The organism is Pseudorhizobium marinum (assembly GCF_000705355.1).
GTDB lineage: Bacteria > Pseudomonadota > Alphaproteobacteria > Rhizobiales > Rhizobiaceae > Neorhizobium > Neorhizobium pelagicum.
Genome location: NZ_JMQK01000010.1, coordinates 61944 through 88394 on the forward strand (window position 1 = coordinate 61944; position 26451 = coordinate 88394).

Annotated in this window: 28 protein-coding genes and 2 pseudogenes; 21 read left to right on the forward strand and 9 right to left on the reverse strand. The window is 65.4% G+C overall.

Annotated elements, in window-relative coordinates; translation table 11 throughout:
* Positions 1-99 precede the first annotated feature (99 nt).
* Positions 100-510 (reverse strand): peptide-methionine (R)-S-oxide reductase MsrB, encoded by a 411-nt coding sequence (gene msrB, locus EO99_RS0113605; RefSeq protein WP_029619187.1) that lies wholly within the window; start codon positions 508-510, stop codon positions 100-102.
* 170 nt (positions 511-680) lie between these two features.
* Between msrB and EO99_RS0113610 the strand changes: the two genes are divergently transcribed.
* From EO99_RS0113610 to EO99_RS0113645, 8 genes and pseudogenes are all read left to right on the forward strand, one after another.
* On the forward strand, positions 681-3047 hold the full coding sequence (locus tag EO99_RS0113610) for a putative monovalent cation/H+ antiporter subunit A (RefSeq protein WP_029619188.1): 2367 nt from the start codon (positions 681-683) through the stop codon (positions 3045-3047).
* Positions 3044-3463 (forward strand): Na+/H+ antiporter subunit B, encoded by a 420-nt coding sequence (locus tag EO99_RS0113615; RefSeq protein ID WP_029619189.1) that lies wholly within the window; start codon positions 3044-3046, stop codon positions 3461-3463. The genes EO99_RS0113610 and EO99_RS0113615 overlap by 4 nt, the downstream gene beginning before the upstream one ends.
* A complete protein-coding gene (locus EO99_RS0113620; protein ID WP_029619190.1) occupies positions 3463-3840 on the forward strand; it encodes a Na+/H+ antiporter subunit C in 378 nt (125 codons plus the stop codon). The genes EO99_RS0113615 and EO99_RS0113620 overlap by 1 nt, the downstream gene beginning before the upstream one ends.
* 16 nt (positions 3841-3856) lie before the next feature.
* Positions 3857-5419 carry a Na+/H+ antiporter subunit D gene (locus tag EO99_RS0113625; RefSeq protein ID WP_029619191.1) on the forward strand — a complete coding sequence of 521 codons (1563 nt, stop codon included), beginning with the start codon at positions 3857-3859 and terminating at the stop codon, positions 5417-5419.
* Positions 5416-5889, forward strand: a complete 474-nt coding sequence (locus EO99_RS0113630; protein ID WP_029619192.1) for a Na+/H+ antiporter subunit E — start codon at positions 5416-5418, stop codon at positions 5887-5889. Before EO99_RS0113625 ends, EO99_RS0113630 begins: the two co-directional genes overlap by 4 nt.
* A pseudogene (locus tag EO99_RS25715) lies at positions 5889-6158 on the forward strand (cation:proton antiporter); the annotation flags it as partial. The gene EO99_RS0113630 and the pseudogene EO99_RS25715, both read left to right, overlap by 1 nt.
* Positions 6159-6538: 380 nt before the next feature.
* Positions 6539-6883, forward strand: coding sequence for a monovalent cation/H(+) antiporter subunit G (mnhG, locus tag EO99_RS0113640; RefSeq protein ID WP_029619194.1), 345 nt, complete (start codon positions 6539-6541; stop codon positions 6881-6883).
* Between the two features lie 413 nt (positions 6884-7296).
* Positions 7297-7728, forward strand: a complete 432-nt coding sequence (locus EO99_RS0113645) for a MucR family transcriptional regulator (protein ID WP_029619195.1) — start codon at positions 7297-7299, stop codon at positions 7726-7728.
* Between the two features lie 77 nt (positions 7729-7805).
* Here the strand turns inward: EO99_RS0113645 and EO99_RS0113650 are convergent, their stop codons facing one another.
* The gene (locus EO99_RS0113650) at positions 7806-8198 is read right to left on the reverse strand and encodes a GFA family protein (protein ID WP_029619196.1); all 393 of its coding nucleotides are present in this window, start codon (positions 8196-8198) and stop codon (positions 7806-7808) included.
* A 200-nt stretch (positions 8199-8398) separates the two neighbouring features.
* On the opposite strand from EO99_RS0113650, the gene EO99_RS27420 reads away from it, so the two are divergent.
* The 3 genes and pseudogenes from EO99_RS27420 to EO99_RS28200 all read left to right on the forward strand — a co-directional run bounded on the left by EO99_RS27420 (position 8399) and on the right by EO99_RS28200 (position 10722).
* Positions 8399-9274, forward strand: coding sequence for a hypothetical protein (locus tag EO99_RS27420; RefSeq protein WP_156034778.1), 876 nt, complete (start codon positions 8399-8401; stop codon positions 9272-9274).
* A gap of 207 nt (positions 9275-9481) precedes the next feature.
* Positions 9482-9895 carry a helix-turn-helix domain-containing protein gene (locus EO99_RS0113655; protein WP_328286603.1) on the forward strand — a complete coding sequence of 138 codons (414 nt, stop codon included), beginning with the start codon at positions 9482-9484 and terminating at the stop codon, positions 9893-9895.
* A gap of 103 nt (positions 9896-9998) precedes the next feature.
* Positions 9999-10722 (forward strand): annotated as a pseudogene (locus EO99_RS28200) (DUF6456 domain-containing protein).
* Positions 10723-10732: 10 nt separating this feature from the next.
* Here EO99_RS28200 and EO99_RS0113665 read toward each other — a convergent pair.
* Together EO99_RS0113665 and EO99_RS0113670 are read right to left on the reverse strand one after the other, a co-directional pair.
* Entirely contained in the window at positions 10733-11155 is a 423-nt protein-coding gene (locus tag EO99_RS0113665) for a SufE family protein (RefSeq protein WP_029619199.1), read from the reverse strand.
* A 203-nt stretch (positions 11156-11358) separates the two neighbouring features.
* Positions 11359-11766, reverse strand: a complete 408-nt coding sequence (locus EO99_RS0113670) for a DUF5330 domain-containing protein (protein ID WP_029619200.1) — start codon at positions 11764-11766, stop codon at positions 11359-11361.
* Positions 11767-12219: 453 nt separating this feature from the next.
* Between EO99_RS0113670 and EO99_RS0113675 the strand changes: the two genes are divergently transcribed.
* The 4 genes from EO99_RS0113675 (at position 12220) to EO99_RS0113690 (ending at position 15977) form a co-directional block, all read left to right on the forward strand.
* On the forward strand, positions 12220-13770 hold the full coding sequence (locus EO99_RS0113675) for a sensor histidine kinase (protein WP_029619201.1): 1551 nt from the start codon (positions 12220-12222) through the stop codon (positions 13768-13770).
* The gene (locus EO99_RS0113680; RefSeq protein ID WP_029619202.1) at positions 13742-14737 is read left to right on the forward strand and encodes a peptidoglycan-binding domain-containing protein; all 996 of its coding nucleotides are present in this window, start codon (positions 13742-13744) and stop codon (positions 14735-14737) included. The genes EO99_RS0113675 and EO99_RS0113680 overlap by 29 nt, the downstream gene beginning before the upstream one ends.
* A gap of 128 nt (positions 14738-14865) precedes the next feature.
* Positions 14866-15558 carry a hypothetical protein gene (locus EO99_RS0113685; RefSeq protein ID WP_029619203.1) on the forward strand — a complete coding sequence of 231 codons (693 nt, stop codon included), beginning with the start codon at positions 14866-14868 and terminating at the stop codon, positions 15556-15558.
* A 71-nt stretch (positions 15559-15629) separates the two neighbouring features.
* Positions 15630-15977, forward strand: coding sequence for a DUF1491 family protein (locus EO99_RS0113690; RefSeq protein WP_029619204.1), 348 nt, complete (start codon positions 15630-15632; stop codon positions 15975-15977).
* Positions 15978-15980: 3 nt separating this feature from the next.
* On the opposite strand, the gene EO99_RS0113695 is transcribed toward EO99_RS0113690, so the two are convergent.
* Positions 15981-16991 (reverse strand): DUF2336 domain-containing protein, encoded by a 1011-nt coding sequence (locus EO99_RS0113695; RefSeq protein ID WP_077067071.1) that lies wholly within the window; start codon positions 16989-16991, stop codon positions 15981-15983.
* Positions 16992-17580: 589 nt separating this feature from the next.
* Here EO99_RS0113695 and EO99_RS0113700 point away from each other — a divergent pair.
* Complete coding sequence (locus tag EO99_RS0113700; RefSeq protein ID WP_029619206.1) at positions 17581-17769, forward strand: hypothetical protein; 189 nt, start codon at positions 17581-17583, stop codon at positions 17767-17769.
* Between the two features lie 10 nt (positions 17770-17779).
* Here EO99_RS0113700 and EO99_RS0113705 read toward each other — a convergent pair whose 3' ends face one another.
* The 3 genes from EO99_RS0113705 to EO99_RS0113715 form a co-directional block, all read right to left on the reverse strand.
* A complete protein-coding gene (locus EO99_RS0113705) occupies positions 17780-18343 on the reverse strand; it encodes a DUF1254 domain-containing protein (RefSeq protein WP_029619207.1) in 564 nt (187 codons plus the stop codon).
* Positions 18336-18923, reverse strand: a complete 588-nt coding sequence (locus EO99_RS0113710; RefSeq protein WP_029619208.1) for a DUF1214 domain-containing protein — start codon at positions 18921-18923, stop codon at positions 18336-18338. Before EO99_RS0113710 ends, EO99_RS0113705 begins: the two co-directional genes overlap by 8 nt.
* A gap of 134 nt (positions 18924-19057) precedes the next feature.
* Positions 19058-21316, reverse strand: a complete 2259-nt coding sequence (locus EO99_RS0113715) for a transglycosylase domain-containing protein (protein WP_081852062.1) — start codon at positions 21314-21316, stop codon at positions 19058-19060.
* A gap of 126 nt (positions 21317-21442) precedes the next feature.
* On the opposite strand from EO99_RS0113715, the gene EO99_RS0113720 reads away from it, so the two are divergent.
* The 5 genes from EO99_RS0113720 to EO99_RS0113740 all read left to right on the forward strand — a co-directional run bounded on the left by EO99_RS0113720 (position 21443) and on the right by EO99_RS0113740 (position 25403).
* Complete coding sequence (locus EO99_RS0113720) at positions 21443-21907, forward strand: YcgN family cysteine cluster protein (RefSeq protein WP_029619210.1); 465 nt, start codon at positions 21443-21445, stop codon at positions 21905-21907.
* A gap of 93 nt (positions 21908-22000) precedes the next feature.
* Positions 22001-24394: a heavy metal translocating P-type ATPase gene (locus EO99_RS0113725; protein WP_029619211.1), complete on the forward strand. Its 2394-nt coding sequence runs from the start codon at positions 22001-22003 to the stop codon at positions 24392-24394.
* A complete protein-coding gene (cueR, locus tag EO99_RS0113730; RefSeq protein WP_029619212.1) occupies positions 24391-24804 on the forward strand; it encodes a Cu(I)-responsive transcriptional regulator in 414 nt (137 codons plus the stop codon). Before EO99_RS0113725 ends, cueR begins: the two co-directional genes overlap by 4 nt.
* A 56-nt stretch (positions 24805-24860) precedes the next feature.
* Positions 24861-25064, forward strand: coding sequence for a heavy-metal-associated domain-containing protein (locus EO99_RS0113735; RefSeq protein WP_029619213.1), 204 nt, complete (start codon positions 24861-24863; stop codon positions 25062-25064).
* A gap of 54 nt (positions 25065-25118) precedes the next feature.
* On the forward strand, positions 25119-25403 hold the full coding sequence (locus tag EO99_RS0113740) for an acylphosphatase (protein ID WP_037111905.1): 285 nt from the start codon (positions 25119-25121) through the stop codon (positions 25401-25403).
* Between the two features lie 120 nt (positions 25404-25523).
* Here EO99_RS0113740 and EO99_RS0113745 read toward each other — a convergent pair whose 3' ends face one another.
* The gene (locus tag EO99_RS0113745) at positions 25524-26162 is read right to left on the reverse strand and encodes an outer membrane protein (RefSeq protein ID WP_029619215.1); all 639 of its coding nucleotides are present in this window, start codon (positions 26160-26162) and stop codon (positions 25524-25526) included.
* Positions 26163-26451 lie beyond the last annotated feature (289 nt).

Consider the following 26451-nt stretch of genomic DNA (forward strand, 5'->3'; position numbering starts at 1 on the left):
AGATCGCGTCGTGCCCTGGCTCGCCGAGGCAGACCGCCGTGGCCGTCAGCTGCCCCTCGATGTCTTCGGCAGGCAGTCCGGGTTACCGGCCCTCGTCGCCTATTCGATCGGCTCGAACACCATCGAATGGCCGTTGATGCAGTAGCGCAGGCCGGTCGGCGGCGGGCCGTCGGGGAAGACGTGGCCGAGGTGGCCGCCGCAGTTGGCGCAGCGCACTTCCGTGCGCACCATGCCGAAGGCGGTATCCCGGTGCTCGGTCACGGCGCCGGGCTTGGCCGGCTCGAAATAGCTCGGCCAGCCGCAGCCGGCGTCGAACTTGGTGTCGGAGACGAACAGCGGCTCGTCGCAGGCGGCGCAGCGGTAGAGGCCCTTTTCGGTGCTGTCCCAATAGGGGCCGGTGAAGGGGCGTTCCGTACCGTGCTCGCGCAGGATCCGGTACTGGTCCGGCGTCAACTGCTCGCGCCACTCCGCGTCGCTCTTCTCAATGCGTGGTTTCGTCGCGTCTGACATGGGGGATCCTTTCGTTGCGCCTAAGATAGGTGGCGAGGAGTCGCTGGAAAAGCCCCCGATCACGCCAACGTTTGCGCGCAAAAGCCTTGAGGCGTTGATTTCTTTCCCATATGGGGATGTATGCAATCCGTCCGAGGGGGCGATCCGAACAGAATCAGGCAGGAGACGATATGGCCGATCAGGCGGCAGTGACGTTGTTGTGTCTTTTCCTACCGTTCCTGGCAGCAGTCCTTGCGCCGGCGGTCATCCGCGCTTTCGGTCATGCCGGAAGCTGGCTTCTGGCACTGGCGCCGCTCCTGTCCTTCCTGCATTTCCTGACGTTCCTGCCGGAGGTGGCTGATGGCGGCGTCGTCACCGGCGGCTTTGCCTGGGTGCCGAGCCTCAACCTGTCCTTCTCCTGGTTCCTCGACGGCTTGTCGCTCACCTTCGCGCTGCTGATCACCGGCATCGGCACGCTGATCGTCCTCTATTCCGGCGGCTACATGAAGGGCCACCCGCAGCTCGGGCGTTTCCTCTGCTTCATCCTGCTGTTCATGGGCGCCATGCTCGGGCTTGTCGTCTCCGACAGCTTCCTGATGCTCTTCGTCTACTGGGAGCTCACCTCGATCACCTCCTTCCTGCTGATCGGCTTCGATCACGAGCGCGAGGCGGCCCGCCGCTCGGCCCTGCAGGCGCTGGTGGTCACCGGGCTCGGCGGCCTGTCGCTGCTTGCCGGCCTGATCTTCCTCTGGAACATGACCGGCGTCACGCAGCTCTCGCTGCTCGTCCACGTCGGCGACGGCCTGCGCGAAAGCCCCTTCTACCTCGCGGCCCTTGTCCTGCTGCTCGGCGGCGCCTTCACCAAGTCGGCGCAGTTCCCCTTCCATTTCTGGCTTCCCAACGCCATGGAAGCGCCGACCCCGGTCTCCGCCTACCTGCATTCCGCCACCATGGTGAAGGCCGGCGTCTACCTGCTGATGCGGCTGAACCCGGTGATGGGTGCCACGCCCGCCTGGGAAATCCTGCTGCCGCTCTTCGGTGGCGTGACGCTGATCGCCGGCACGTTTCTGGCCATCCGCCAGACCGACCTGAAGCTGATGCTCGCCTATACGACCATGGCCTCGCTCGGCCTGCTCGTCATGCTGACCGGCTTCGGCACGCCGCATGCCATCGAGGCGGCGGTGCTCTATCTCGTGGCCCATTCGCTCTTCAAGGGCGCGCTCTTCATGGTGGCGGGCCTCGTCGACCATGAAGCCGGCACCCGCGAGGTGACGAAGCTCGGCGGCCTCCGTTCCGTCATGCCGATCACCTTCGTGGCGGCGCTTCTGGCCGCACTCTCCATGGGCGGCCTGCCGCTCTTCCTCGGCTTCCTTGCCAAGGAGGAGATCTACTATGCGCTCGCCCACGGCGACCTGCGCGCCATGCTCTTCACGCTCATCGCCATCGTTGGCAACGGCCTGATGCTGGTGGTCGGCTTCACCGTCGCGCTGAAGCCCTTCCTCGGCCCGCATGTGGAGACGCCGAAACACGCCCATGAGGGGCCGCTGCTGATGTGGCTCGGTCCCGCCGTTCTCGCCGGCCTCGGTCTTCTCGGCGGCATCTTCTCCGGGATCGCCCACCGCTTCGTCTCGACACCCATGGCAAGCGCCGTCGCCGGCGAGCTGCGGCCGGTCGATATCACCACCATTCCGCATCTCGGCGTGCCGTTGCTTCTGTCCGTGGTGACCGTCGCCTTCGGCGTCGCCGTCTATCTGCAGATCGACCGGGCGCGCGCCATGATGGTGCGCCTGCTGGCGGCCATCGGCAACGGCCCCGACCGCGGCTTCGACCACGTCATCTCCGGTCTGGTGCGCCTCTCGGTCGCCGTCACGCGGATGGTGCAGCCGGGCCGGCTCGAGATCTATGTCACGGCCACCTTCATCTTCCTGGCGCTGACGCTCCTGGTGCCGCCCTTCGTCTACGGCGAACTGCCCGAGGTGCCGGCCTGGCCGACCGACGTGCTGTTCCACGAGTGGGCGATCATTCTTTTGGCGGTGATCGGCCTGTTTGCGGTGCTGCGCGCCTCCGACCGGCTGACCGCCATCGTCTCGCTCGGCATCCAGGGCTTTGCCGTCGCCGTCATCTTCCTGCTCTTTGGCGCGGCCGACCTGTCGTTCACCCAGTTCATGGTGGAGACCCTGTCGGTGGTCATCCTGGCGCTGGTGATGACCAGGCTTCGGCTGTCGCCGCGCGATCACCGTCCGCTCGGCCAGATGCTGTTTGACGCGACGATCGCCATTTCCTGCGGCCTCGGCTTCACGCTGATGCTGATGAAGTCGACGCAGGGGCCGTTCAACGCGCATCTGACGGAATTCTTCAACGCCTATTCCAAGGTCATCGCCCATGGCGCCAATGTCGTGAACGTCATCATCGTCGACTTCCGCGGCACGGATACGCTGGGCGAGATCGGCGTGGTGATGATCACCGGCCTGGCGGTGCTGGCGCTCATTCGCGTGCGCCCGCGCAACCCGCTGCCGCAAACAAGGGTCGAGGCGCCTGCCGATGGAGATCGCCCATGAACACGCTGATCCTGCGCACGGTCGCGCCGCCGATCACCGCCCTGATGCTGGTCTTTTCCGTCTTCGTGCTGCTGCGCGGCCACAATGAGCCGGGCGGCGGCTTCATCGGCGGGCTGATCGCGGCCTCCGCGCTCGCCATCTACGGCATCGCCTACGGCGTCTCCGCCGTGCGCCGCGCCATCCGCTTTCATCCCATGGCGATCGCAGGCTTCGGGCTGCTCGTCGCGACGCTCTCCGGCTTCGTCTCGGTCTTTGTCGGCGTCCCCTTCATGACCGGGCTCTGGATCTATCCGCGCATCTTCGGCGTCGAACTGCCGCTGGCCACCGTCATCTCCTTCGATATCGGCGTCTATTTCGTCGTCCTCGGGTCGATCGCCTCCATTGCGCTGGCGCTCGAGGAAAGGGAGTTCGACTGATGGAAACCCTGTTCTCCGTCCTCATCGGCATCTTCTTCGCCTCGGCGATCTATCTGATGCTGTCCAAGCACACCGTGCGCATCCTGCTCGGCTTTGCCATTCTCGGCAATGCGGTGAACCTTTTGCTGTTTACGGCCGGCCGCCTGACGCGCGAGGTTCCGCCGATCATTCCGCTGGCGGCGGATGTTTTGCCGGAAGGTGCCGCCAACCCGCTGCCGCAGGCATTGATTCTGACCGCCATCGTCATCTCGTTCTCCTTCTTCGCCTTCCTGCTGGTGCTCACCTATCGCGGCTACCAGGAGCTCGGAACGGACAACACCGACGAGATGCGACTTGCCGAGCCGAAGGATGAACCCCTTCCTCCGCTCGGTTACTGATAGGAATACGGACGCGATGGCTGTACCGACGACTGCCCCGATTGACCTCTCCGCCGCCATGGTCATGGCGCCGACGGCGCTTGCCGACTGGCTGGTGATCGCGCCCATGGCGCTGATGATCACGCTCGGCGCCGTGCTGATGATGGTCCGCCACCGGATCTGGCTGCACGGATGGATCGCCGTCCCGGGGCTGGTGGCGCTCGTCCTGATGGAGGGGCTGCTGGTCTACAGGGTCGCCGTCGACGGTCCCTTCACGATGACGGCGGGGCGCTGGCTGCCGCCCTTCGGCATCTCGTTCACCGCCGACCTGATGGGATCGCTGCTGGCGCTCGCCTCCGGCCTCGTGGCGCTGGCGGCCGGCATCTACGGCCTGCGCGACATCGACGCCACCGGCCGCCGCTACGGCTTCTATCCCTTCCTGCTGCTGCTGATGGCCGGCGTCACCGGCGCCTTCCTGACCGGCGACATCTTCAACCTCTACGTCTGGTTCGAGGTGCTGCTGATCTCCTCCTTCGGCCTGCTCATCCTCGGTTCGGAGCGACAGCAGATCGACGGCGCACTGAAATACGCTGTCCTCAACCTGCTCGGCACGACGCTCTTCCTGATCGCCGTCGGCTATGTCTATGCGATCTTCGGCACCCTCAACATGGCCGACATCGCCCGCCAGGCGAACGACTACCGCGGCACGGCGCCGCTGATGACGCTGAGCGCGCTGTTCATCCTGGCCTTCGCCATGAAGGCCGCGGCCTTCCCGGTCAACTTCTGGCTGCCGGCCTCCTACCACACGCCGCGCATCGTCGTGTCGGCGCTCTTCGGCGGGCTGCTGACCAAGGTCGGCGTCTATGCCCTGATGCGCGTCATGGTCATGCTCTTTCCGGTCGAGCGCGAACAGCTGAGCCTCTTGCTCGCCATCATCGCGGCGCTGACAATGGTCATCGGCGCGCTCGGCGCCCTGGCGCAGAGCGACCTCAGACGGATGGCTGGTTTCGCGGTGATCGCCGGCATCGGCAACATCATCGCCGGCGTGGCGATCGGCGGCGTGCCCGGCGTGTCCGGCGCCATCCTCTATTCGCTGCACTCGATCATCGTCATGACGGCGCTCTATCTGCTGATCGGCGAGGCGGCCCGCATCGGCGGCTCCTGGTCGCTGCAGACGCTGGGCGGCCTCTACCGCGACGCCCCCTGGATCGCCGCGGCCGCCTTCGTCATCTTCTTTGCCGCCGCCGGCCTGCCGCCGTTCTCCGGCCTCTGGCCGAAGATCATCCTCCTGAAGGCCGCGCTGGACATCGGCGCCTGGTGGCTGTCGGCAGCAATCCTCATTTCGGCGCTGATCCTCACGCTGACGCTCGGCCGGGTCTTCCTGCTCGCCTTCTGGCGGCCGCGCATCGAACCCACGGCAGTGCCTTCCGCCGCCGGCGCGCTGCAGCGCTCCGCGCCGCTTGCCGGTCTCGTGGCCATCATCGTCTTCTTCGGGGTTTTCCCGGACCTGCCGGTGCGGCTGTCGCAGGAGGCGGCCGCCACCCTTGCCGATCCGAGGGCCTATATCCAGTCGGTGTTTCCGACAGGAGGTGCTGAATGACGACCTATGTCTTCAACGTGATCTTTGCCGTCATCTGGGTGGCGATCACCGGCAGCGCCACGCTGCTCAACCTGGTGTTCGGCTTCTTCCTCGCGTCGCTGGCGCTCTGGATCGTCCGCGGCGAGATGGGCGGCCCCGGCTACTGGAGGCGCGTCAACCGCATCATCTCGCTGGTGCTGCTCTTCCTGAAGGAATTGGCGCGCTCGGCCTTCCGCGTGGCGGTCCTGGTGCTCAGCCCGCGCCTCGTCGTCAAGCCCGGCATCTTCGCCTTTCCGCTGACGGTCGAGCGTGATTTCGAGATCACGCTGCTTGCCAACCTCATCACGCTCACCCCCGGCACGCTGTCGGTGGATGTCTCCGAGGACTGCAAGACGCTCTACGTGCATGCCCTCGACTGCTCCGACCCTGACGCCGCCCGGCGCGACATCGCCGAGGGCTTCGAACGCAAGATCCTGGAGGCCTTCCGCTGATGACGGCCCAAGCCATCACACAGTCTGCCGTACACTTCGGCCTCGTCGTCCTCAGCGTCGCCTTTCTGCTGACGGTCTGGCGCGTCATCCGCGGCCCGACCCTGCCGGACCGGGTGATCGCGCTCGACATGCTGGTCGGCATCGTCATGGGCTTCATCGCCCTGATTGCGATCCGCACCGGCTATACGCTCTATATCGACATCGCCATTTCACTCGGCCTCGTCGGCTTCCTGGCGACCGTGGCGCTCGCCCGCTTCATCCTGTCGCGCAAGCGGCGGGAAGGGGAGGACGGCTCGCCGCCCGAACCCCTCCCGGAACGTCCGGATGCCACGGTCGAACAGCCGGCCACCCCGGCTTCGATCCCGACCGCCTCGGTGGCCTCCGAAGCCCCGGAACCCGTGCCCGCCGGCACCGCCACGCCGGTCGCTGCCCCTGTCGCCACCGCCAGGCCGTCGCCCAGCAAGTCTGAGGTGACCAAGGCAAGCGCGGCCAAGGTCAAGATCGCCAAGGCCAAGGCCAGGGGCAAGGCCGCCGGCGCCGACCAGACGGCATCCGCACCGGCTGCAGCCGCAGCGCCCGCCAAGCCGAAGCCGCCGCGCAAGCCTGCGGCGAAGCCCGCCGCCAAGCCGGCCGCCAAAAAGGAGACACCGTGATGGATATCATTCTCGCGCTGATCACCGCGCTGCTGATCATCACCGGCGCCGTCTTCACCTTCGCGGCCGCCGTCGGCCTGAACCGCCTGCCCGATCTCTATGCCCGCATGCATGCCGCCTCCAAGGCCGGCACGGTGGGATCCGCGCTGATGCTGATCGCCGTCGGAATCCATGCCGCCGACCTCGCCATTCTGGCGCGCTCGTTCGCCGGCTTCCTGTTCTTCGTGCTGACCGCACCGGTCTCCGCCCATCTGCTGGCCAAGGCCGCGCACGAATCAGGCTACCCGCTGTCGGACATCTCGGTGCAGGACGAAATGCGCCGCCGCCAGGAACAGGTATAGTTTCCAATTTCTATACAGTGCGAATAATTGCGTAAGCGATGTGAGAAACGCTCGCAATCATGCGCTAGTGGACTTCGTTCTGCGGAAAATTTAGGCTTACCGCTCTATTTTGTGCTTTGAAACTCACATTCAAAGATGCTAAACCATCCGCAGTTGATTACACTGCCGATCAAGAACACCGGCGCTACTTAAAAGATCTCCGCAACAGTCTTATTTATGCAAGATCTTGGAACCGACGCAGCAGTAGTTTCTTTAAGCGGATGTTCAAGAAGCTTGGCGGGCCTTTCCTCAAAGCAGGTGGCCGGCCCATGTCGCGTGTTCGGGAGCCGCCCGATCGGCCAAACGAGCGAGATCCCACGCGGCGCAGCGAAAACCGCGCGCTGTGTGGAACAATAAGAAAATGGAGACGTAAAATGACAGAAACGGCCTTGGACAAGGGACATGACCTTTTGGTGGAGCTGACCGCCGATATCGTAGCGGCCTATGTGAGCAACCACGTCGTGCCCGTTGGTGATCTCGGAGGCCTGATCTCCGACGTCCATACAGCTCTCAGCAACACCACCCAGCCGGTCGCTGCGGCGACCGTGGCGGAAAAGCCCAAGCCGCCGGTATCGATCAAGAAGTCGATAGAGGAAGATTACCTGATCTGTCTCGAAGACGGTCAGAAGTTCAAGTCGCTGAAGCGCCACCTGATGACCCACTACAACATGACGCCGGAAGAATACCGCGAGAAGTGGGGCCTGCCGTCCGACTATCCGATGGTCGCGCCGGCCTATGCGGAAGCCCGCTCGCGGCTTGCCAAGCAGATGGGCCTCGGCCAGCGCCGCAAGCGCGCCGCCAAGTAACGCCTCCCGCCGAAGCATTCAGATTGAGGGCCGTGAAGCACCTGCTTCCGGCCCCTTCTTTTTGAGGGGTATCGCCTCTATTCCTCCAGTCGCCCCGACGATTCACGGTCGCGCGCATATCGCCTCTCGAGCGGGAAGGGCGGCAGCCAGGCCTCGCGGCGGATGGTCCAGAGCTCGTAGGTCGGCACCAGCTGGTCGGGCGCATCGAGGGAGCCGAGGTTCACCTCGACCTCGTCGCCGCTGCGTCCGAACACCGGCGAGCCGCAGCGGCGACAGAAGAACCGCCTCGCATACTCGCCCGTCTCGCCGCTCACCGTCACCGCATCCTCCGGGAAGATCGCCGAGGCATGGAACAGCGCCCCATGGTGCTTGCGGCAGTCGAGGCAGTGGCAGACCCCCACCCGATAGGGCCGCCCCGCCGCCACGATCCGCACATCCCCGCAGAGGCACCCGCCCGTGAATGTCTCCATGCGTCGCGTCTCCTCCAGAGGCTCAGGTGAGGGAGGAGGGTACGATAGTGGGGGCGGGCGTGGCAAATGGGAGGTGCCGCTATCTACCGATTTGCGAGCTGTGAGTGACGTGCAAGGCGGCCAAGCGTCACATATTGGAGTTTGCGATTCCTTGGAATGAACGTAGGATTTGAAATATCACTTAGTGGAGCCTGTCAGACGTGCTTGAGTTGAATGTGCTGCCATTTTTAGGTGCTATCGTCAGTCTGCGGACCCTCATTGAGCGCACAAATTCTTGCGACCCTCCCGCCATTATTTCTGACGCGGATCGAGAGTTTGTGCGGGGAACTCTTTCTTCACTTCCTGAAGTCTTCAGTCTCTTGGGATGTCGCTCGGCTAAGGTGGCGGCCGAACGCTTGTATAATGAACTGAATATAGGGGCGACAACTTACGGTCGCCTTGCTACGCGAACTGGCGAAATTGAGAGTCGGTTTGCCGATGAACTCAGCGACGTCAAGTTTCTGGTTTTACAGCCCAATGAAGCCGGATTGATGCTTCCAGTTGATGCGCTCCTTGGCGCAATTGGACCTCACGTTGAAGGCTTTCCAGCAGCGTTTCCAAAGGCATCGCAGGAAATAGAAGAGTCTGCGAAGTGTATTGCCCTAAATCGATATACTGCATCCGTCTTTCACTGTATGCGCGCACTTGAGTGTGGGATAGGGGCATTTGCGAAACTTATCGAGATCGCCGATCCAGCCAAGCCGGCTGCAAAAAACTGGGGTATTATCCTTCAGGAAATATCTAAAGCCCTCGATGAAAAATGGCCCAGAAGCAGGCGTATCGAGGGAACCCTTGGTGCCGAATATGAGAAGATCTATGCCACCCTTGATGCGGTTAAAAACCCATGGAGGAATGCTACGATGCATGTCACTAATGTTTATTCGCCTCACGAAGCGTTACATATTGCCCGGTGCACAGCCATGTTTCTCGTGGAGCTGGCTAAGCACTGTGACGAAGAAGGAAGAAGTGGAGAAGCAGCCCCTGCTCTAGCAGAAGTCAATCTGCCTGATGGCGGATCGGCTGAACACATCCGATAAAGAGGGAGGCCGAGACGAGCTCGGCACGTCCAAGCTGCAAGCTGGGCTAGTAGAGCGCGGAGATAGGAACAAGAGCCTATGTATCCCCCCAACCCCACAAAAACCTCCCAACAAATTCAACACACATTGCGATTTCTCGCAGCTTCCACCGTCCCCGTGCTTCCTCTATGGGCGTATGAATAAATTCCTATTTCGCGAGGAGTTGTCATGCCCCAGGAGAGCCACCGCCCGCCGGAGGGAAGAGATCCGGATGTCCCCTTCGAGATCGTCTGGCAGCCGCCGCTCACCCGGCGCATGTCCGATCGCAGCATCTGCCGTATCGTGCGCCAGATGGTTTCCGAGCTGCTCCTGCTGCTCGGCGACCGCGTCATGGTGCGCCGCGACCGGCGAAGGCTGGCCTGCCATGTGCGGCAGATCTCCATGTATGTCTGCCACGTGGCGCTGCGCATGCCGCAGCAGGATATCGGCGTCGCCTTCGGCCGCGACCGCACCACCGTCAGCCATGCCTGCCACGTGGTGGAGGACCGGCGCGACGACCGGATCTACGACGAATTCGTCTCGGCGGTCGAGCGCATCGTCGTCGCCGTCTTCGCCAGCGGCGAGGTCAGCGGCCATGACTGATCGCGTGAAGACTGCGGCCGCCGGACGGGACCTCTGCGCGACGCCGGCCGAGCGGCGCGATCTTTTGCGGCTGCTGCGCCGGCTGTTGCGGGGACCGGTCGAGATGGGCGCAGGCGAGGGCGCCGCCCTGCGGGTCGAGGGCGAAGACCTGTCGCTCGCCGCCGATCTCGTCGCCCGCGCGGTCCGCCACGGCCTCGTCGCTGCCTCCGGCGGTACGCTCTCCGCGACGCCGCAGACATCGGCCTTCCTGCGCCGCGCCCTGCTGGCGGGCGAGGAGGCCTTTGCCGGCCAGCATCGGGTCGAGGTGCAGGAAACCGTCGATGTCGAGGGTGAGCGCCAGGCCGTGCGCCGCAACCTCGCCGAATCGCCGCTCTCCCTCCTGTCGCGGCTGAAGGACCGCACCGGCGGCGCCTTCCTGCCGATAGAGGCGATCGAGGCGGGCGAGCGTCTGGCGGCGGATTTCACGCGGGCGCAACTGCAGCCGCGCGTCACAGCCAGCTGGGAACCGCGACTGTCTGCGCGCGGCAAGGGAGAACGGGGCGGTCAGGCGGAGCTTGCCGACAGCGCGATGGCCGCCCGCGATCGTTTTGCGCAGGCCGTCGAGGCCATGGGGCCGGAACTTTCCGGCGTCGCCATCGATCTGCTGCTTCTGCAAGGGCCTGGAGACGGTGGAGCGGGAGCGGCAATGGCCGGCGCGCTCGGCAAAGCTGATGCTGCGCACCGCACTTCTTGCGCTCGCCCGCCACTATGCGCCGCCCCCGCGCCAGAGCCGCCGGGCGAGCCACCACTGGGGTGCGGACGGCTACCGCCCGCCGATGCCCCGGTAGGGCGGTGCGATCAGGCCGCGGCCTTCAGCCGGGCCTCCTCGCGGATGCGCTTGACCATCGAGCGCAGGCCGTTGGCGCGCTGCGAGGACAGGTGCTCGACGAGGCCGATGCGGTCGAAGATCTCGATCGCGTCGGTCGAGACGATCTCGGAGGCATGCTTGCCGGAATAGACGGCGAGCACGATCGCCACCAGACCGCGCACGATATGGGCGTCGGAATCGCCGGTGAAGGTCAGCACCGGATCGGCGCCGCCGTCCTCCTCGTGGCTGACGACCCAGACCTGGCTGGCGCAGCCCTGCACCTTGTTCTCCGGGGTGCGGTCCTCTTCCGGCAGGTCGGGCAGCGCCTTGCCGAGCTCGATCACATAGCGGTAGCGGTCCTCCCACTCCTCGAGGTAGGCGAAATCGTCGATGATCTGGTCGATCCTGGCCATCCGGTGCTCCCGTTCTGTCTTTGGCTGCATATAGGAAGGAAAGCCGGCCGCGTGAATGAAAAAAAACCGTGAGGAGCAAATCCTCACGGTCCAGCAGGGGCTGAAGTTCAGGGGCAGGCAATCAGGCGCCGGCCGGGGCAATGGCCGGCGCAAGGGAAGGGGCGGACGAAGCGCTCAGGCTCCGTCGTCGGATGTCGGAAGGTTTAGCGCGTGGCAGGGCGCTTCTGCGGAAGCGGAATGCCGCCCGTGGAGACGGTGTCGGTGGAGGCGGTGGCAAGCGGCTTTTCCGGCATCGGCTGCGGGTCGGCGACCTGCGCAATCGCCGGCGTCTCGTCGGCAAACTGTTCGTCCAGAAGCTGGAAGGCCACCAGGGCACCCTCCCGGGCGCGCTCGCCGAGTGCCGCGAAGGTTTCGGCACCCTTGACGCAGACGTCAGGCTTTTCGACGCAGATGGCGCTGAGATACTGGAAGGCCTGGGCGGCGGCGCCCACGGCGTCCTGTACCTCGACCTGCGGCGCACCGTCCGTCTCCACGGCCGGACGGCCGCTGAAGTAGGAGAGCGCCACCAGCACCAGTCCGAACGTTATACTGCTCTTGATCAGAAACCACATTGTCCTGTCCACCACCCGTAAAGCCCGGTCGGCCGCCGGGTCTCTCCCGGTCTTGGTGTCACCCTAACCCGAGGAAGCGAATCGCCCTTTGACAGGAACACTCGGCTTTTCTCCAGTTTTGAATAAAATTTGAACGATCGCCATTTTGGCGCATCGGCCGCGGCAGTCCTGCGAAATCTTGACCACCGATGTTAAGCATAATTGCGGCGCCCGCCCGGCAGTTCCCGCCTTCTTGCGGCAAGGCCCTGCCGCAAGTGTTAACAGGATCGGGAAAATGCAAGCAAATCCGTTGCTTACGCCCTGTTAACCATGATCGGAAAAGCGCCCGTTGGAGCGTTCCAAATCGGGATTCGACCCAATCCGGCACGCCTCGCAAGCCCCCCTTTTATCCTTTCCTTAAGTCGCCGAAGCCTAAAGTCCGAGTGTATTTCAGAGTTTGCGTCAGGGTCTTGCGTGCGCGTATTGAGTAACATTGCCGGGAAGGCGGTCGGGGAAGTCGACCGGGCCGCCGACCGTTGGCTGGAATGCCTCGGGCAGCCGGAAGAGGCCCGTGGCAGGAACATCGTGCTGTTGCGCCGCGTCACGCTGAATGCCGGGGTCGCCGCCCTGCTGCTGCCGGCCGTCCTCACCACCCTGCTGCCCGTCTCCATCGCCCTGCCGGTCGGCGCCACCGTTGCCGTCTCCTCCTTCCTGATCGCCGCCGCCGCCACCTTCGGCCGCGGCGGACGCTCCACGCCGCCGGTCGCCTCCGCTGCCGCCGACGATCTCGTCTTTTCCGCCTGCCCGGGTCTGGCGCTGATGCTCGATCCGCATGGCCTGGTGATGAAGTGCGGCGGCCGCGACCGCACCGAGTTTCCCGCAGCGCTGCACGATCCCTGCGGCCAGCGGCTTGCCGAACTGGTGCATGTCTCCGACCGCATCAGCCTCATGCATGCGCTCGACACGCTGCGCCAGGGGCAGGACGCCGCCTCCGTCATGGTCCGCGTCCAGCGCGTCTACAGCGCCGAAGGCCGCCAGTTCCTGCACGCCTGCCTGGAGATGACCGCTGTGCGCCGCGACGACGGCGAGCTCACCGCAGTCTTTGCCCAGATGCGCGACGTCTCCGGCGAAGAGGCGCTGCGCGACGAGGCGGCGCTGCGCGTCACCGAGGCCCGCTCCGCCCATGAGGCCAAGACCCGCTTCCTCGCCGCCGTCAGCCACGAGCTGCGCACGCCGCTGAATGCCATCCTCGGTTTCTCCGACGTGCTGGCCGGCGAATATTTCGGCCGGCTCGAGACCGACCGCCAGAAGGAATACGTCGGGCTGATACGCCAGTCGGGCGCGCATCTGCTGGCCGTCGTCAACACCATGCTCGACATGAGCAAGATCGAGGCCGGCCGCTACGAGCTGCTGGCCGAACCCTTCATGATCGGCGACGTCATCGAATCCTGCCGCGCCATGCTCGACCTGCAGGCGCGGGGCCGCGGCGTGACGCTGACGGCGCGCACCGCCAAGGGGCTGGGCGAAGTCACCGCCGACCGTCGCGCGGTCAAGCAGATCCTCATCAACCTGGCCGGCAATGCCATCAAGTTCACCGAAAACGGCGGCGTCGTCTCGATCGACGCAGGCCTCGTCGGCAATGACGTGGTGCTGACCGTCAGCGACACCGGCATCGGCATCCCGGAGAACAAGCTCGCTCTGATCGGCCAGCCCTTCATGCAGGTGCAGGACGACTATACCCGCCAGTACGAAGGCACCGGCCTCGGCCTGTCTTTGGTGAAAGGACTTGTTGCATTGCACGGCGGACGGTTCCATATCGAGAGCCGCGCCGGCGAGGGGACCGTGGTGACCGTGACGCTTCCCGCCGACGGTGCCGGCATCGAGGAAGCCGCGCTGGAACCCGCAGACCCCATGGTCGAATTTCCCCCGCGTCTGGTAAAACCCCTTCACGGGGAGAGCGCCGACGGGGCACAGAAGGACGAACAGGATACCGAGAATGACGCCGCCAAAGCGAAAATCGCCTAAGAGCAAGAAAAAGGTTCAGGAACCCGGCATCCTGTTCCGCCTCTTCTCGGCGGCAGGACGCGCGGCTGGACGGCACCCCCGATTGCTTGTCGGGGTTTCCACCTTCGCCGTCGTCTTCGGCTCCATTGCCGCCAATGCGCTGTGGTACCAGCCGGGCAATCACCCGTCGCCGCTTCTGGCGACCCGTGATCCGCAGGATCCGAACGGCATTGCCGGTTACCGCCCGGCGCGCCGCAGCGAACCCGACACCGTGACCACCTTCCGCATTGCCCGCGAGGACGCGGCCGAGCCGGCGCCCGCTGCCGTGCCCGCGCCCGTGGCGCCACCCGCCGTTGAGGATGCCGCGGCCACGCCGCAGCCGGACCTCTCGCCGCAGGAACTGATCGCCGAGGTGCAGCGGCAGTTGGCCCGCCGCGGTCTCTATCAGGGCGTCGCCGACGGGCTGGTCGGCCCGCAGACCACCGCCGCCATCCTCTTCTTCCAGGAGACCGAAGACCTGCCGCAGACCGGGGAGGCGACACCCGGCCTGCTTGCGACCCTGCGCGAGGCGCCGGCCGCCACCGTCGAGACCGCCTCCGCATCCCCCGTCGCGCCGCTCCCCATCGAAGCGGTTGCCGTGCCGGCGGCACGGCCCGCCGAAGACCTCAGCGCCGTGGTCGAGGATCCCGTCGCCGCGGCGATCCGCTCCTCCGAGCGCAGCCGCAAGCCTGCCGACAAGTCCGCCGACAAGCAGGCGCCATCGCCGTCGCGCGATCTCGGCCCCGATATCGCCGCTTCCGCCACCCTGGTGATCCAGATCCAGCGCGGCCTCTCCAACATCGCCTACAGCGACATCACCGTCGACGGCGTCGCGGGCGCCCAGACCAAGGCGGCGATTCGCCGCTTCGAGAAGCACTATCGGCTGCCGGAAACCGGCGAGCCGAACGAGATGGTGCTGAAGAAGCTGAAGTCGATCGGCGCGCTTTAGAATCCTGGGTTGCAGCCGAGCCGGCGCACAGCTTCGCGCAGGCCACGGCCGATAGCGTTTCCCCGTTCCCGTGCCCCAAGGCGCTCTCCGCCGCCGGGCACTGGTCGGGCCGCAATCGGAGAAGCAACATGGTTTCCGAAATCACCACCGTCCGCCTTTGGTCGCAGCAGACCGCCCTGAGGGTCTTCAAGGAAGTTTCCGAGGAGACTGCCTCGCAGTCGTCGTCCCAGTCGTCAGGCACCGCGCAAAGCTCGCTCGCCGACCTCCTGTTTTCCGGCAGCAACAGCGACGAAGCCGAAGACGACGATACCAGTCTCTCGCGGCTGATCGCCTCGCTGCAGCAGCAGGCCATGACCGGCGCGGCGGCCGAAGAGGCCGATGAGGCGGCCAGCGACGGCGCCGTCGAGGATATCGAAAGCAAGGCCTTCATGAAGGCGCTCGTCGCCAAGCTGGAGGAACTGAAGGCCGCGAGCGGAACCAGTGCGATGGCAGAGGCGATGCTCAAGGCGGTCGAGGCTGGTACGCTGACGGTCACCGACGCGGCGGCGGGCGAGACGGTCAAGGCCTGGAACCCGGCCGATGCCGATGCCAAGGCCGGCGAGAAAAAGGCGGCGGCGACCACCGACTGGACCTCCTTCCTCAAGCAGCATCTGACCCGCGAAGGCAACGGTCTCTACGTGCGCAACGACGATTCCAGCCATCAGGACCGGCTGACCGGCGAAAGCGCCTATTTCGGCATGGTCGGCGAAACCTACTACTACCTGTCCTGGACGAAGGCGGGCGAGGCTGGCGCAGCGCCGGACACCACCGCTAACGTCTGAACCGGCGCGGATCGGCGGCCCAGGTAACGGCCGCCTTTGCGCCGGTGGCGCTTTCGGCTATGACATGTGCCATGCGCATCCGTTCCGACATCTTCGTCAGTGCCTTGACCCGCCGCGTCTTTTCCGCCGGCGGCTTTGCCGCGATCGAGCACAAGGGCGCCGAGGAAGCGGGCGCCGTCTTCATCCGTCAGCGGTTCCGCGACGGCACCGAGACGCTCTTTGCCCCGGCACCGCAGCAGGTCTTCGAGGAGGATGAGGTGATCGAGCGGCGGTTCGAGAAGCGGCTGGACCGGGTGGAGCCGCGGGCGGTCGACGAGCTGATTACCCGCGAACGCAATTTCGACCGCGACCTCTGGGTTCTCGAACTGGAGGTCGAGGCCATCGACGGCCTCTTCGCGATCGTCGATACGACGGTCTGAACCTCAGCCGGCGTTGCGCAGGGGGAGAACGGTGCCCGTGCCGTTCGCCGCGACCTTGCCGGTATCCTGATCCACTGCCGGATGAAGTTCCGAATTCCGGACGGTATAGCCGTCGGCGCGCCGCCAGGCCTCGATCCGCCGGCCGCAGTCAGCCTCGTTCAGCGAATTCCACAGGAACTGCCCGCGGCTCACGCCATTCGTCCGGGTGCCGAGGTGCGAGTAGAAGCGCTCCAGCACGAAGAGCGCATCCGCCTCCTCCATGGCCAGCGCCTTCAGGGTGGTGGCCAGCTGCTGGCCGGAGATGTCGAGCATGATCCGCTCGGCAAGCCAACGGCTCGCCGAAAGCGCGTCGGCCAGCGTCGTGGCGAACAGCCCGCCTTCGCGGTTGCGGGAGAAGCGCACGAGCAGCGCTTCCTGGACGGGGCTCAGCGTGCGCAGCCCCAGCCGGTCGTCCTCGGCGCGGTGGACATGGGCGGCCAGCGCCTTGATGCGCTGACGCAGCTGTTCCTCGCGCCATGCGCGCTCGTCGTCCTGCGCCTTTACCTGAACCGTCACCGGATCGGGCACATCGGCTGCAGCCGTGTCGCGCTTGGCGAGCGGCCAGTCGTGGCGCAGGCTGACGAGGGTGTCGATGACCCTGGGTGACAGGTCCTCGCGCAGCACGATGGCTTTCGCATGCGCAGCGCCTTGCGTGCGCGCGACGGTGATCAGCGTCTCGTCGTCTAGGCAGGGGGAGGAGGCGAGGAAGGGGGCGGCAATGGCGATCGGCTGGCAGGCGATGAAGAAGGCGACGGCCGGCGGCACTGTCCTGGATTGCGACAGCGCGGCCACGGCATGCCGCCGGGCTTCCTCGCTGGAGGCGCTGAAGAGTGGGCCGAAAAGCTCTGCGAACTGCCGGAGCTCGGAGCGGGAGGGACGCGGAACGCTCTCGAAACTCGTTACAGTGGCAATCAACACCACGTCCTTCCTGCGCATGGCCAAAGGCCTTTCAAGATCTCGAAACTGGTCCGTCACAGGCCAAACTCACGTTTACGCAATACAAAACTCGTGGCAGCCCGGTCGGGAACGACAGCCGCCGGTCGCCGGAGACGGCGGGAAGAGCATCCCAGGCCGGCCTGCCCAAGACAGCCTGCCCAAGCCACCTGGATGGTAAACCAGATGGTAACAAGCCACGGTTAATGGGCTATGAATCGTCCATGACGCTGCACCGGAATGGAACGGCTGACCAGGCGATCAGGGGATGCCCTTCACCTCATCAGGCAGGCGTGATCGCCGCCAGTGTGAACAAAAAGCCACGCCGGGCGTTTTTGCTGTGGGAATGACGCAAATGCGTCGCCACACTTTATTAGCATTAACGAATGGTTTACCGGTTACTGGCTCAATGACGCCAGTTCCGGAGACAACCCGGACGAAGCCGGGAAACGGGGAACTCCCGTTTCGCGAGGAGCCGGTTCGGCGGTACCGGTCGTGAATGTCGTAGGCACCGGAATGGTGTGACGACGAGTAAGGCGCAGATGCTTCACATGAGGATGCGTCGGCCCACTTGAGGGCAGGGTGAAAGTGAGCCGTCATTCATCCGTCTCGAACCATCATGGAGACGAGCATGGCAGAAATCGTAGTGCTGAACAGATGGCGTGACCAGCAGCGCCGCAAACCCGAAATCCACATCGGTCGCCAGGAGACGGCCGAGACGGCGCAACTGCTGATCTTCACGGGGGTTCGTTACGAGCGTCTGGAGACCGTGCCGCCGCAGAGAGTATCCATCCCGGTCATGCTCCTCGAGCAGAACTGAAGGCCAGGGATCAGAACTGCTGCCGCCGGCGCCATTCGAAGGGCGCACAGACAGCCTCCGACAGAAATGTCCCCGCCGCCGGCGCAAAGCTCGGCTGCGGCACCATGGTCCTGAGGACCACATAGCCGTCCGCCTGCTGGGTCTCGACGAGGATCGATTGCGAGATCGCCTCCGGCAGTGTCTTTCGCAGCACCGTCAGCTGCACCGGCGTGGCCAGCACCACGTCGAGAATGCCGGCTGCGGCGGTGCGATCGTTGATGCTGAAGACCTCGTTGGAGGCGGCATCGAAGATCGCCATGGACCAGAAGGGCACATTGCCCTGTGCGAAGATGCGCACCGGCCCCTCGGAGATATCGTAGGCGCAGACGGATGCCTCCATCAGCGGATCGTCCTGCACCAGTCCGGCCCGGTCGCGGGCGTCGGGAAGCCGGTGGAAGATATGCCGGCTGCCCTCCGCCAGCACCCGCGTATAGGCGTCCCGCTCGCTGAAATAGGGCAGCGACAGGATGATCACGAGATGCAGCAGGGCCGCGCCGAAAAGCCCGGTGAGGACGGCAAACAGCACCTTAAGCATTGCCGCATCCAAGGTTCTGGATGGCGGGCATCGACAGATCGATCAGCCCGGAACTGCCCGCCGCCGGCGTGTCGAGAAGCGTCAGGCGCAAGCGGAAGCGACCGTCCTGCGGGGTCGCCAGCCAGTTGCCCGGCTGCGCATCGGCCGCGACAGCGATTTCGAACGCGCCGTCGCCATGGCGCAGGATCGAGCGGGAGTTCAGCGCCACCGGCAGGACGCCGGTCTGCGGACGATAGGCCCGGCCTCCCTGCAGCGTGTAGAGGGTCCAGAGACGGGCAGGGGGCGTGTGCCCGATGATGCGATAGCTGCAGGCGGCCCGCAGCGGGGCGCCGGTCTCGTCGACCCCGGCCGTGAAGCTGAGGCCCTCGGCGCTGCCGTAGAGCAGGGCGCCGGCGCTGGCCCGGTGCGATTTGGCGTAAGGGTCGGCCTTGGCCGTCTGGGCGTCGGGAAACGCCTCCCAGGCCCCGAGCCGGATGGCGCCGAAGCCGGTGGTCGCCTCCAGTGCCCAGAGCGTCGACCAGATCCCGCCACCGAAGGCGATCGCAAGGGCAATGGCGACAAGAAACGGAACACGAAACACGAAAGGCATGCCCTCAAGGAGTGTCGCCGAGGGTTAGCATTGATTCCCCTCGAAAGGAACGGCTTATGGACGCGCTTGCGCTGAGGCCGGCCGTTCGTGGCCGGCATTGAAGGCGTGGCGGGAGGGAACGGCTGTCAGCCGCCGGGGCCGTCTGCGGACACGCTGGTCTCCACCGGCGCCAGCGAACCTGTCACGGTCGCATCGGCAAGCCTGGCGGTGGCGGGTGCCAGCGGCGCGGCGGTCTTCAGCTTTTCGGCGATCCGCCGCAGCACCCGCGTCGCTTCCGCCGGCATGGAGCGCGGACGCACCAGGGCCGGGATGGCCTCTTCGCCATCGTCCGTCTTCTCCGCCACGGCCTGCGGCTTCGTCACGCCTTCCGGGAACGGATCCTCGATGCCCGGGATCGGCTTCAGCTCGACACCCTGGTGGGCATAGTCCATCAGCTTCTTGAAGGTCATCGCCGGCAGCGAGCCGCCGGTCATGTTGTTCATCGGTGTATAGTCGTCGTTGCCGAACCAGACGGCCGTCGTGTAGTTGCCGGTGAAGCCGACGAACCAGGCATCGCGATAGCTCTGCGAGGTGCCGGTCTTGCCGCCGGTCAGCACGCCGTCGACGGCCGCGCGCCGTGCCGTGCCGTTATAGGGGATGTTGGTCAGGATGCGGTTCATCGACGACAGCGCCTGCTCCGAGAGCACCCGATGCGCCGGCGGCGCGTCGCGCTGGAAGTCGTAGAGCACCTCGCTGCCGTATCCGACGATCTGCGCGATGCCGTGCCGGCGCGACTGCAGCCCGCCCGCCGGCATCACCGCATAGGCGGTGGCCTGGTCGAGCACGGTGACTTCGGAGGTGCCGAGCGGAATGGTCTTGTCGGTCCGCAGCGGCGTCTCGACGCCCATGTCCTTGGCCATCTGCGCGATCCGCTCGGTGCCCAGCTCGTCCTTCGCCAGCCGGACCGGCACGGTGTTGTAGGACTGCGACATGGCCGTCATCAGCGTCACCTTGCCCTTGTAGGAGCGGCCGTAGTTCTGCGGCGACCAACCGCGCCAGGTCACCGGCGCGTCCGAGACGACCGATTCCGGCGTGAAACCCTTCTCCATGGCGGCGGCATAGGTGTAGAGCTTGAAGGAGGAGCCGGGCTGCCTGAGCGCCCGGGTGGCGCGGTTGAACTGGCTTTCGCCGTAGTCACGACCGCCGACCATGGCGCGCACGGCGCCGCCCGTCTCGATCATCACCATGGCGCCCTGCTTGGCGCGGTAGCTTTCGCCGTATTCGCGCAGGCTCGATTCCATCGCCGCCTCGGCGGCCTGCTGCAGGCCCATGTCGATCGTGGTGCGCACGATCACCGAGCGCTCCTTGATCTTTCCGGCTTTGGCCAGCCGCTGCACCTCGTCGAAGGCCCAGTCGAGGAAATAGTCGGGGGCCTTGGCTTCCGCCCGGTCGATGACGGTCGCCGGGCTGCGCCTTGCGCCGATCACCTGGCCCTCGGTCATCATGCCGCCCTGCACGAGATTGGTCAGCACCTCGTTGGCCCGCGCGCGCGCCGCCGGCAGGTTGACGTGCGGCGCGTATTTCGCCGGCGCCTTGAACAGGCCGGCGAGCATCACCGATTCCGCCAGATCCACCTCGGTGAGGTTCTTGCCGAAGTAGAACTGCGCCGCCGCCGCCGCGCCGAAGGTGCCGCCGCCCATGTAGGCGCGGTCGAGGTAATAGGAGAGGATTTCCTTCTTGGAGAGATTGGCCTCCAGCCACAGCGCCAGGAAGGCTTCCTTGATCTTGCGCTCGATGGACCGCTCGTTGGTCAAAAACAGGTTCTTGGCGAGCTGCTGCGTCAGCGTCGAGCCGCCCTGGACGACGCCGCCCGCCTTGGCGTTCTCGCTCATGGCGCGCGCCAGGCCGAGGAAGTCGATGCCGAAATGATCGAAGAAGCGCCGGTCTTCCGTCGCCAGCACCGCCTTGATCAGATGGTCCGGCAACTGGTCGATCGGCACCGAATCCTCGTGGATGATGCCGCGGTGGCCGATCGTATTGCCGTAGCGGTCGAGGAAGGTAACAGCGAAGTCGCCACGATTGCGCCAATCTTCTTTGGTTTCCTCGAAGGCAGGCAAGGCGAGCGCCAAAAGGACGACGGCGCCGGCCGTGCCGAGCGTCATCGCTTCGCCGGCAACCTCGAAGGCGGCCTTCTTCCAGCCGCGGGCGCGGAACCTGCGGGAGAAGATGGTGATCTCCTCCCAGATCTCGCCGAACCGGAAGCCGAGGTTCCACACGGTGGAGTCGATCCAGGAATCGATACGGAGAAGCAGGTGGCGCTTCCGGCGCGGCCGTTCTTCTCCTGTTTCTGGATCGTCCTGCACTGGTGCCCCCAATCGATCGCGCCGGTCGCTTGACGCCGCCATCATGAGCGGCCAGAGCTGCTGGCATAGTGAGTCAGCAATAGCTTATGGAATGGTGAAATACGATAGCAGAATCGCAACAGGCAAAAGCGTTGCGCAGGCTGTTGGTTCCCATGTACGGATTTGTCAATGACCGAGCTGCCCTTCTGGAAGGTGAAGACGCTGGAGGAGATGGACCCGCGCGAGTGGGAAAGCCTCTGCGACGGCTGCGGTCTCTGTTGCCTCAACAAGCTCGAGGACTGGGACAGCGGCGCGGTCGTCTTCACTTCCGTGCGCTGCCGGCTGATGGACGGCACGAGCTGCCGCTGTACCGACTACGAGAACCGCCAGGCGACCGTGCCGGAATGCATCCAGCTGACGCCTGAAGGCGTCGACGAGATCCCCTGGCTGCCGCCCACCTGCGGCTACCGGCTGGTACGCGAGAACCGCGACCTCTACTGGTGGCACCATCTCGTCTCCGGTGACCCAGAGACCGTCCACATCGCCGGCATCTCCGCCCGCGGCCGCGAAACGGTCTGCGAGACCGAGGTCGATGTGGAAGACTTCGAGGACTATGTCGTCGACTGGCCCTGGAAGGTCGGCGAGGGGGCGTGAGGCTTCGGCCGGGTTCCTGAAGTTCCTGTCCGGCAGCCCTTGACCTTCCCATGATGGGAAGGTCCACATAGAGGCGGAACAGAGGAATCCACCATGGATCAGACCATCAAGGCAAGGCCGAACATCGAGCCGATCACCATCCCCGTGGAGGGCATGACCTGCGCCTCCTGCGTGCGCCGCGTCGAGACCGCGGCCGCCAAGGTCCCGGGCGTGGCGGCAAGTTCCGTCAACTTCGCGACGAAGAAGCTGAGCTTCGAACCGGGCGAGGGTTTTTCGCCCGAGGCGCTGACGGCGGCGATCGAGAAGGTCGGCTACGAGGTGCCGCCCGGGGCGATGCAGCGGGCGATGTGCGATGCGGGCTATCCTTCACCGGCAGCCGCGTCGAAGGCCGCCCACGCAGGCCATGACCATGCGCATCATGACCATCCCGATCACGTCGCGGCCGAAGGGCATGGCGGCCACGACCACATGCACATGCATGGCGACGGCACGCTGAAGCGTGACCTCGTCATCGCCCTGATCCTCACCCTGCCGCTCTTCGTCCTGGAAATGGGCAGCCACGCCTATGAGCCCATGCATCACTGGCTGATGGGCGCGGTCGACACCCAGACGCTCTATTACGCCTATTTCGCGCTGGCGACGGTCGTCATCTTCTGGCCGGGCCTGCGTTTCCTGAAGACGGGCCTGCCGGCGTTGTTTCGAGGTGCGCCTGAGATGAACTCGCTGGTCGCCGTCGGCGTGCTGGCGGCCTACGGCTATTCCGTCGTCGCCACCTTCGCGCCCGGCCTGCTGCCGGAAAACGCCCGTTTCGTCTATTACGAAGCGGCGACCGTCATCGTCACGCTGATCCTCTTCGGCCGGCTGCTGGAGGCGCGCGCCAGTGGCCGGGCCGGTCAGGCGATCTCCAAGCTGGCCGGCCTGCAGGCAAAGACCGCTCGCGTCGAGCGCGACGGCAGGACAGCCGACATTCCGACCGAAGACGTGGTCGTCGGCGATATCCTCGTCATCCGCCCGGGAGAGCGCATCGCGGTCGACGGCACCGTGATCGACGGGTCGTCGCATGTCGACGAATCGATGATCTCCGGCGAGCCGGTGCCGGTCGAGAAGGGTGAGGGCGCCAGCGTCGTCGGCGGCACCATCAACAAGACCGGCTCCTTCCGCTTCCGCGCCGAAAAGGTCGGCCGCGATACCATGCTGGCGCAGATCATCCGCATGGTCGAGCAGGCGCAGGGCGCCAAGCTGCCGATCCAGACCATGGTCGACAAGGTGACCGCCTGGTTCGTCCCGGCCGTCATTGCCCTTGCGGCTGCAACCTTCCTCGTCTGGCTGGTGCTCGGGCCCTCGCTCAGCCATGCGGTGGTCGCCGCCGTCGCGGTGCTGATCATCGCCTGCCCCTGCGCCATGGGGCTTGCCGTGCCCATGTCGATCATGGTCGGCTCCGGCCGCGCCGCCGAACTCGGCGTGCTCTTCCGCAAGGGCGATGCGCTGCAGGAACTGCGCGACGTCGACATGGTCGTCTTCGACAAGACCGGCACGATCACCAAGGGCAAGCCGGAACTCACCGATCTGGTGATGGCGGAAGGCTTTGCCGAAGACGAGGTGCTGGCGCTGATCGCCTCCGTCGAGGCGCTCTCCGAGCATCCGACGGCCGATGCCATCGTCCGCGCCGCCGAGGCGAAAAAGATCGCGCTTCGCCCCGCCACGAATTTCCGCGCCACCGCCGGCTATGGCATCGAGGCGGAGGTCGACGGCCGTGCGATGGCGGTGGGCTCCGACCGGCTGATGGAAAAGCTCGGCCTCGACGTCCAGGCCTTTGCCGCCGAGACCAACCGCATGGGCGAGGACGCCAAATCGCCGGTCTATGCGGCCGTCGACGGCCGGCTGGCGGCGGTGATTGCCGTCGCCGACGAACTGAAGCCGGACAGCATGGGAGCTATCCGCGCTCTGCACGACCTCGGTCTCAAGGTCGCCATGGTCAGCGGCGACCGCCGCGGGACGGCCGAAGCTATCGCCCGCCGCGTCGGCATCGACCATGTGCTCGCCGAAGTCTTGCCCGAGGGCAAGGTCGAGGCCATTGCGGCGCTGCGGGCGGGGGCGCACGCGCCCCGCAAGATCGCCTTCGTCGGCGACGGCATCAACGACGCGCCGGCGCTCGCCGCCGCCGATGTCGGGATTGCGGTCGGCACCGGCACGGATGTCGCGATCGAAAGCGCCGACGTGGTGCTCTCGGGCGGATCGCTCGCCGGCGTGGCCGATGCGATTGCGGTCAGCCGCGCCACGATCCGCAACATCAAGGAGAACCTCTTCTGGGCCTTCGGCTACAATGTCGCGCTGATCCCGGTGGCTGCCGGCATTCTCTATCCGACCTTCGGCATCCAGCTCTCGCCGATGATCGGCGCCGGCGCCATGGCCTTTTCCAGCATCTTCGTCGTCGTCAATGCGCTGCGGCTGAGAACCGTCCGGGTGAAGGAGAGGAGCACGCGATGAACATCGGCCAGGCATCCGAAGCCTCCGGCGTTTCGGCCAAGATGATCCGCTACTACGAGGAGATCGGGCTGATCCGCCCGATGGGCCGCACCGGCAACAACTACCGGGTCTACGGCGACGTGGAGGTGCATGTGCTGCGCTTCATCAAGCGCGCCCGCAACCTGGGCTTCTCTCTCGAGGAGACCGAGCGGCTCTTGAAGCTCTGGCAGGACAAGGACCGCGAGAGCGCCGCCGTCAAGGAGGTGGCGCAGGTGCATGTCGCCGACCTCGAGCGGCGCATTGCCGAGATGCAGAGCATGGTGAAGACGCTGAAGCATCTCTCCCACTGCTGCAGCGGCGACAACCGCCCGAACTGCCCGATCCTCGACGATCTCGCCGGCGAGGCGCCGCATCCCGCAGGCCACGGCTGATTGCCGGCCCGTCGCATCCGCGACCACCAAGTATAACCCACACCAGGAGACCAAGCATGACCACCACCTTCACCGTTCCGGACATGACCTGCGGCCACTGCGAAAAATCGGTGCGGTCGGCGCTGGACCAGGCCCTGCCGGGCGCCGCCGTGACCATCGACCTTGCCGGGAAGCGCGTCACGGTTGCCGGCGATGCCGGCAGGGCGGAAGCCGCGATCCGCGACGCCGGCTACACGCCGGAACCGGCGCCGGGCGTCTGAGCCTTCGAGGCCACGGCCCGCTGTCGCAACATCAGCCTACAGGGAGGAAACAGAATGGCGGAAGCATGCAAGACGGTCAGCGCCCGCATCACCGGACGGGTCCAGGGCGTCGGCTTCCGGGCCTGGACGCGTCGTGAGGCGCAAGGTCTGGGTCTCAGCGGCTTCGTGCGCAACGAGCCGGACGGCGCCGTGACGGCCCTGATCACCGGGCCGGAGCCTGCGGTCGGCACCATGATCGATCGCCTCTGGGACGGTCCTTCCGGCGCCAGCGTATCGGGCGTGGAGACACGCGACGCGGTTGATGCCGCACGTCCCGCCGGATTTCGGATCGAGAACTAGAGGTCCTGCCCCTTGCAGGGGGCAGGACCGGGAGGCCGGTGACCCACCGCATGGGGGCGCCAATCAGCCAAAAACAAAAATGGGCCCCGCGGGGCCCATTTTCGCTTGATCCGTTTGGGATCAGAACTTCACGCCGAGGCCGACCTGCACGACGTGCTGGTCGAAGTCGATGTCGGTGCCGCCGAGGTTGCCGTTACCGTAATCGTTGTAGCGGTATTCCAGGCGACCGAACATGTTGTCGGTGAAGGCATGCTCCACGCCGGCGCCGAGCGTCCAGCCGTGCAGCGTGTCGTCGAAGCTGCCGGCAGCCGTGTCAGCATTGACTTCAGTTGCCGTCCAGCCACCAGCTGCGTAGATCATCGTGCGATCCATGGCGTAGCCGAGGCGACCGCGGACCGAGCCGGAGAAGCCGGTGTCGACGTCAGCTGTTCCGCCACCAACAATAGCGACGGTTTCTTCGTTCCAGTCGTAGTTCACGTCGCCTTCGAGGCCGGCAACGAAGCCGTTCGACATCTGCCAGTTGTAGCCGGCGAAGGCGCCGAAGCGGCCGCCGTCAAAGCTTTCGTCGACGCCGGCATAGTCGCCGTTGCCCCAAGCATAGCCGCCCTGGAGACCGAGGTAAGGGCCGCTCCAGCTGAACGCTGCCGGCATTTCAACGGCAGCCGGAGCTTCCGGGATGTACTCGACGGCGTCGGCGGCGAGAGCTGCAGACGATGCGAACATTGCAACGCCGGTGGCCAGGAACAGGATTTTCTTCATGATGGTTTCCTTGCTTGAATGTCGATGCTCAGGATGTAGTCTTTTTCACTCATAAAGCTGTAGCTGAATTACCACAGCTTCTTGTAAATGAAAAATCACAGTCTGTTGCCCTGATTTCTCGAAGTTGATCATGGCGACAAAACGGCAGCCGGGCATCTCAGTTCCTCCGGTTCCGCCTGGAGGCATCAAAGAAAACAGCCCGTTGCAGATTTGCATCACCGGCACGGCGGATAAGCCTCGTGCGGACGGGCGTCCGGCTGCGGCGCGTGCAGGCCCTTGACCCGGGCGC

Excerpts from the sequence above, each read along its gene's own strand:
- EO99_RS0113620 (WP_029619190.1), top strand. The coding sequence starts at position 3,463 with ATGGAAACCCTGTTCTCCGTCCTCATCGGCATCTTCTTCGCCTCGGCG.
- EO99_RS0113625 (WP_029619191.1), top strand. The coding sequence starts at position 3,857 with ATGGCTGTACCGACGACTGCCCCGATTGACCTCTCCGCCGCCATGGTC.
- EO99_RS0113665 (WP_029619199.1), bottom strand. The coding sequence starts at position 11,155 with ATGGCCAGGATCGACCAGATCATCGACGATTTCGCCTACCTCGAGGAG.
- EO99_RS0113645 (WP_029619195.1), top strand. The coding sequence starts at position 7,297 with ATGACAGAAACGGCCTTGGACAAGGGACATGACCTTTTGGTGGAGCTG.
- EO99_RS0113735 (WP_029619213.1), top strand. The coding sequence starts at position 24,861 with ATGACCACCACCTTCACCGTTCCGGACATGACCTGCGGCCACTGCGAA.
- EO99_RS0113655 (WP_328286603.1), top strand. The coding sequence starts at position 9,482 with ATGCCCCAGGAGAGCCACCGCCCGCCGGAGGGAAGAGATCCGGATGTC.
- cueR (WP_029619212.1), top strand. The coding sequence starts at position 24,391 with ATGAACATCGGCCAGGCATCCGAAGCCTCCGGCGTTTCGGCCAAGATG.
- EO99_RS0113705 (WP_029619207.1), bottom strand. The coding sequence starts at position 18,343 with ATGCTTAAGGTGCTGTTTGCCGTCCTCACCGGGCTTTTCGGCGCGGCC.
- EO99_RS0113725 (WP_029619211.1), top strand. The coding sequence starts at position 22,001 with ATGGATCAGACCATCAAGGCAAGGCCGAACATCGAGCCGATCACCATC.
- EO99_RS0113685 (WP_029619203.1), top strand. The coding sequence starts at position 14,866 with ATGGTTTCCGAAATCACCACCGTCCGCCTTTGGTCGCAGCAGACCGCC.
- EO99_RS0113650 (WP_029619196.1), bottom strand. The coding sequence starts at position 8,198 with ATGGAGACATTCACGGGCGGGTGCCTCTGCGGGGATGTGCGGATCGTG.
- msrB (WP_029619187.1), bottom strand. The coding sequence starts at position 510 with ATGTCAGACGCGACGAAACCACGCATTGAGAAGAGCGACGCGGAGTGG.
- EO99_RS0113615 (WP_029619189.1), top strand. The coding sequence starts at position 3,044 with ATGAACACGCTGATCCTGCGCACGGTCGCGCCGCCGATCACCGCCCTG.
- EO99_RS0113715 (WP_081852062.1), bottom strand. The coding sequence starts at position 21,316 with ATGGCGGCGTCAAGCGACCGGCGCGATCGATTGGGGGCACCAGTGCAG.
- EO99_RS0113720 (WP_029619210.1), top strand. The coding sequence starts at position 21,443 with ATGACCGAGCTGCCCTTCTGGAAGGTGAAGACGCTGGAGGAGATGGAC.
- EO99_RS0113740 (WP_037111905.1), top strand. The coding sequence starts at position 25,119 with ATGGCGGAAGCATGCAAGACGGTCAGCGCCCGCATCACCGGACGGGTC.
- EO99_RS0113630 (WP_029619192.1), top strand. The coding sequence starts at position 5,416 with ATGACGACCTATGTCTTCAACGTGATCTTTGCCGTCATCTGGGTGGCG.
- EO99_RS0113745 (WP_029619215.1), bottom strand. The coding sequence starts at position 26,162 with ATGAAGAAAATCCTGTTCCTGGCCACCGGCGTTGCAATGTTCGCATCG.
- EO99_RS0113690 (WP_029619204.1), top strand. The coding sequence starts at position 15,630 with ATGCGCATCCGTTCCGACATCTTCGTCAGTGCCTTGACCCGCCGCGTC.
- EO99_RS0113680 (WP_029619202.1), top strand. The coding sequence starts at position 13,742 with ATGACGCCGCCAAAGCGAAAATCGCCTAAGAGCAAGAAAAAGGTTCAG.
- EO99_RS0113610 (WP_029619188.1), top strand. The coding sequence starts at position 681 with ATGGCCGATCAGGCGGCAGTGACGTTGTTGTGTCTTTTCCTACCGTTC.
- EO99_RS0113670 (WP_029619200.1), bottom strand. The coding sequence starts at position 11,766 with ATGTGGTTTCTGATCAAGAGCAGTATAACGTTCGGACTGGTGCTGGTG.
- EO99_RS0113700 (WP_029619206.1), top strand. The coding sequence starts at position 17,581 with ATGGCAGAAATCGTAGTGCTGAACAGATGGCGTGACCAGCAGCGCCGC.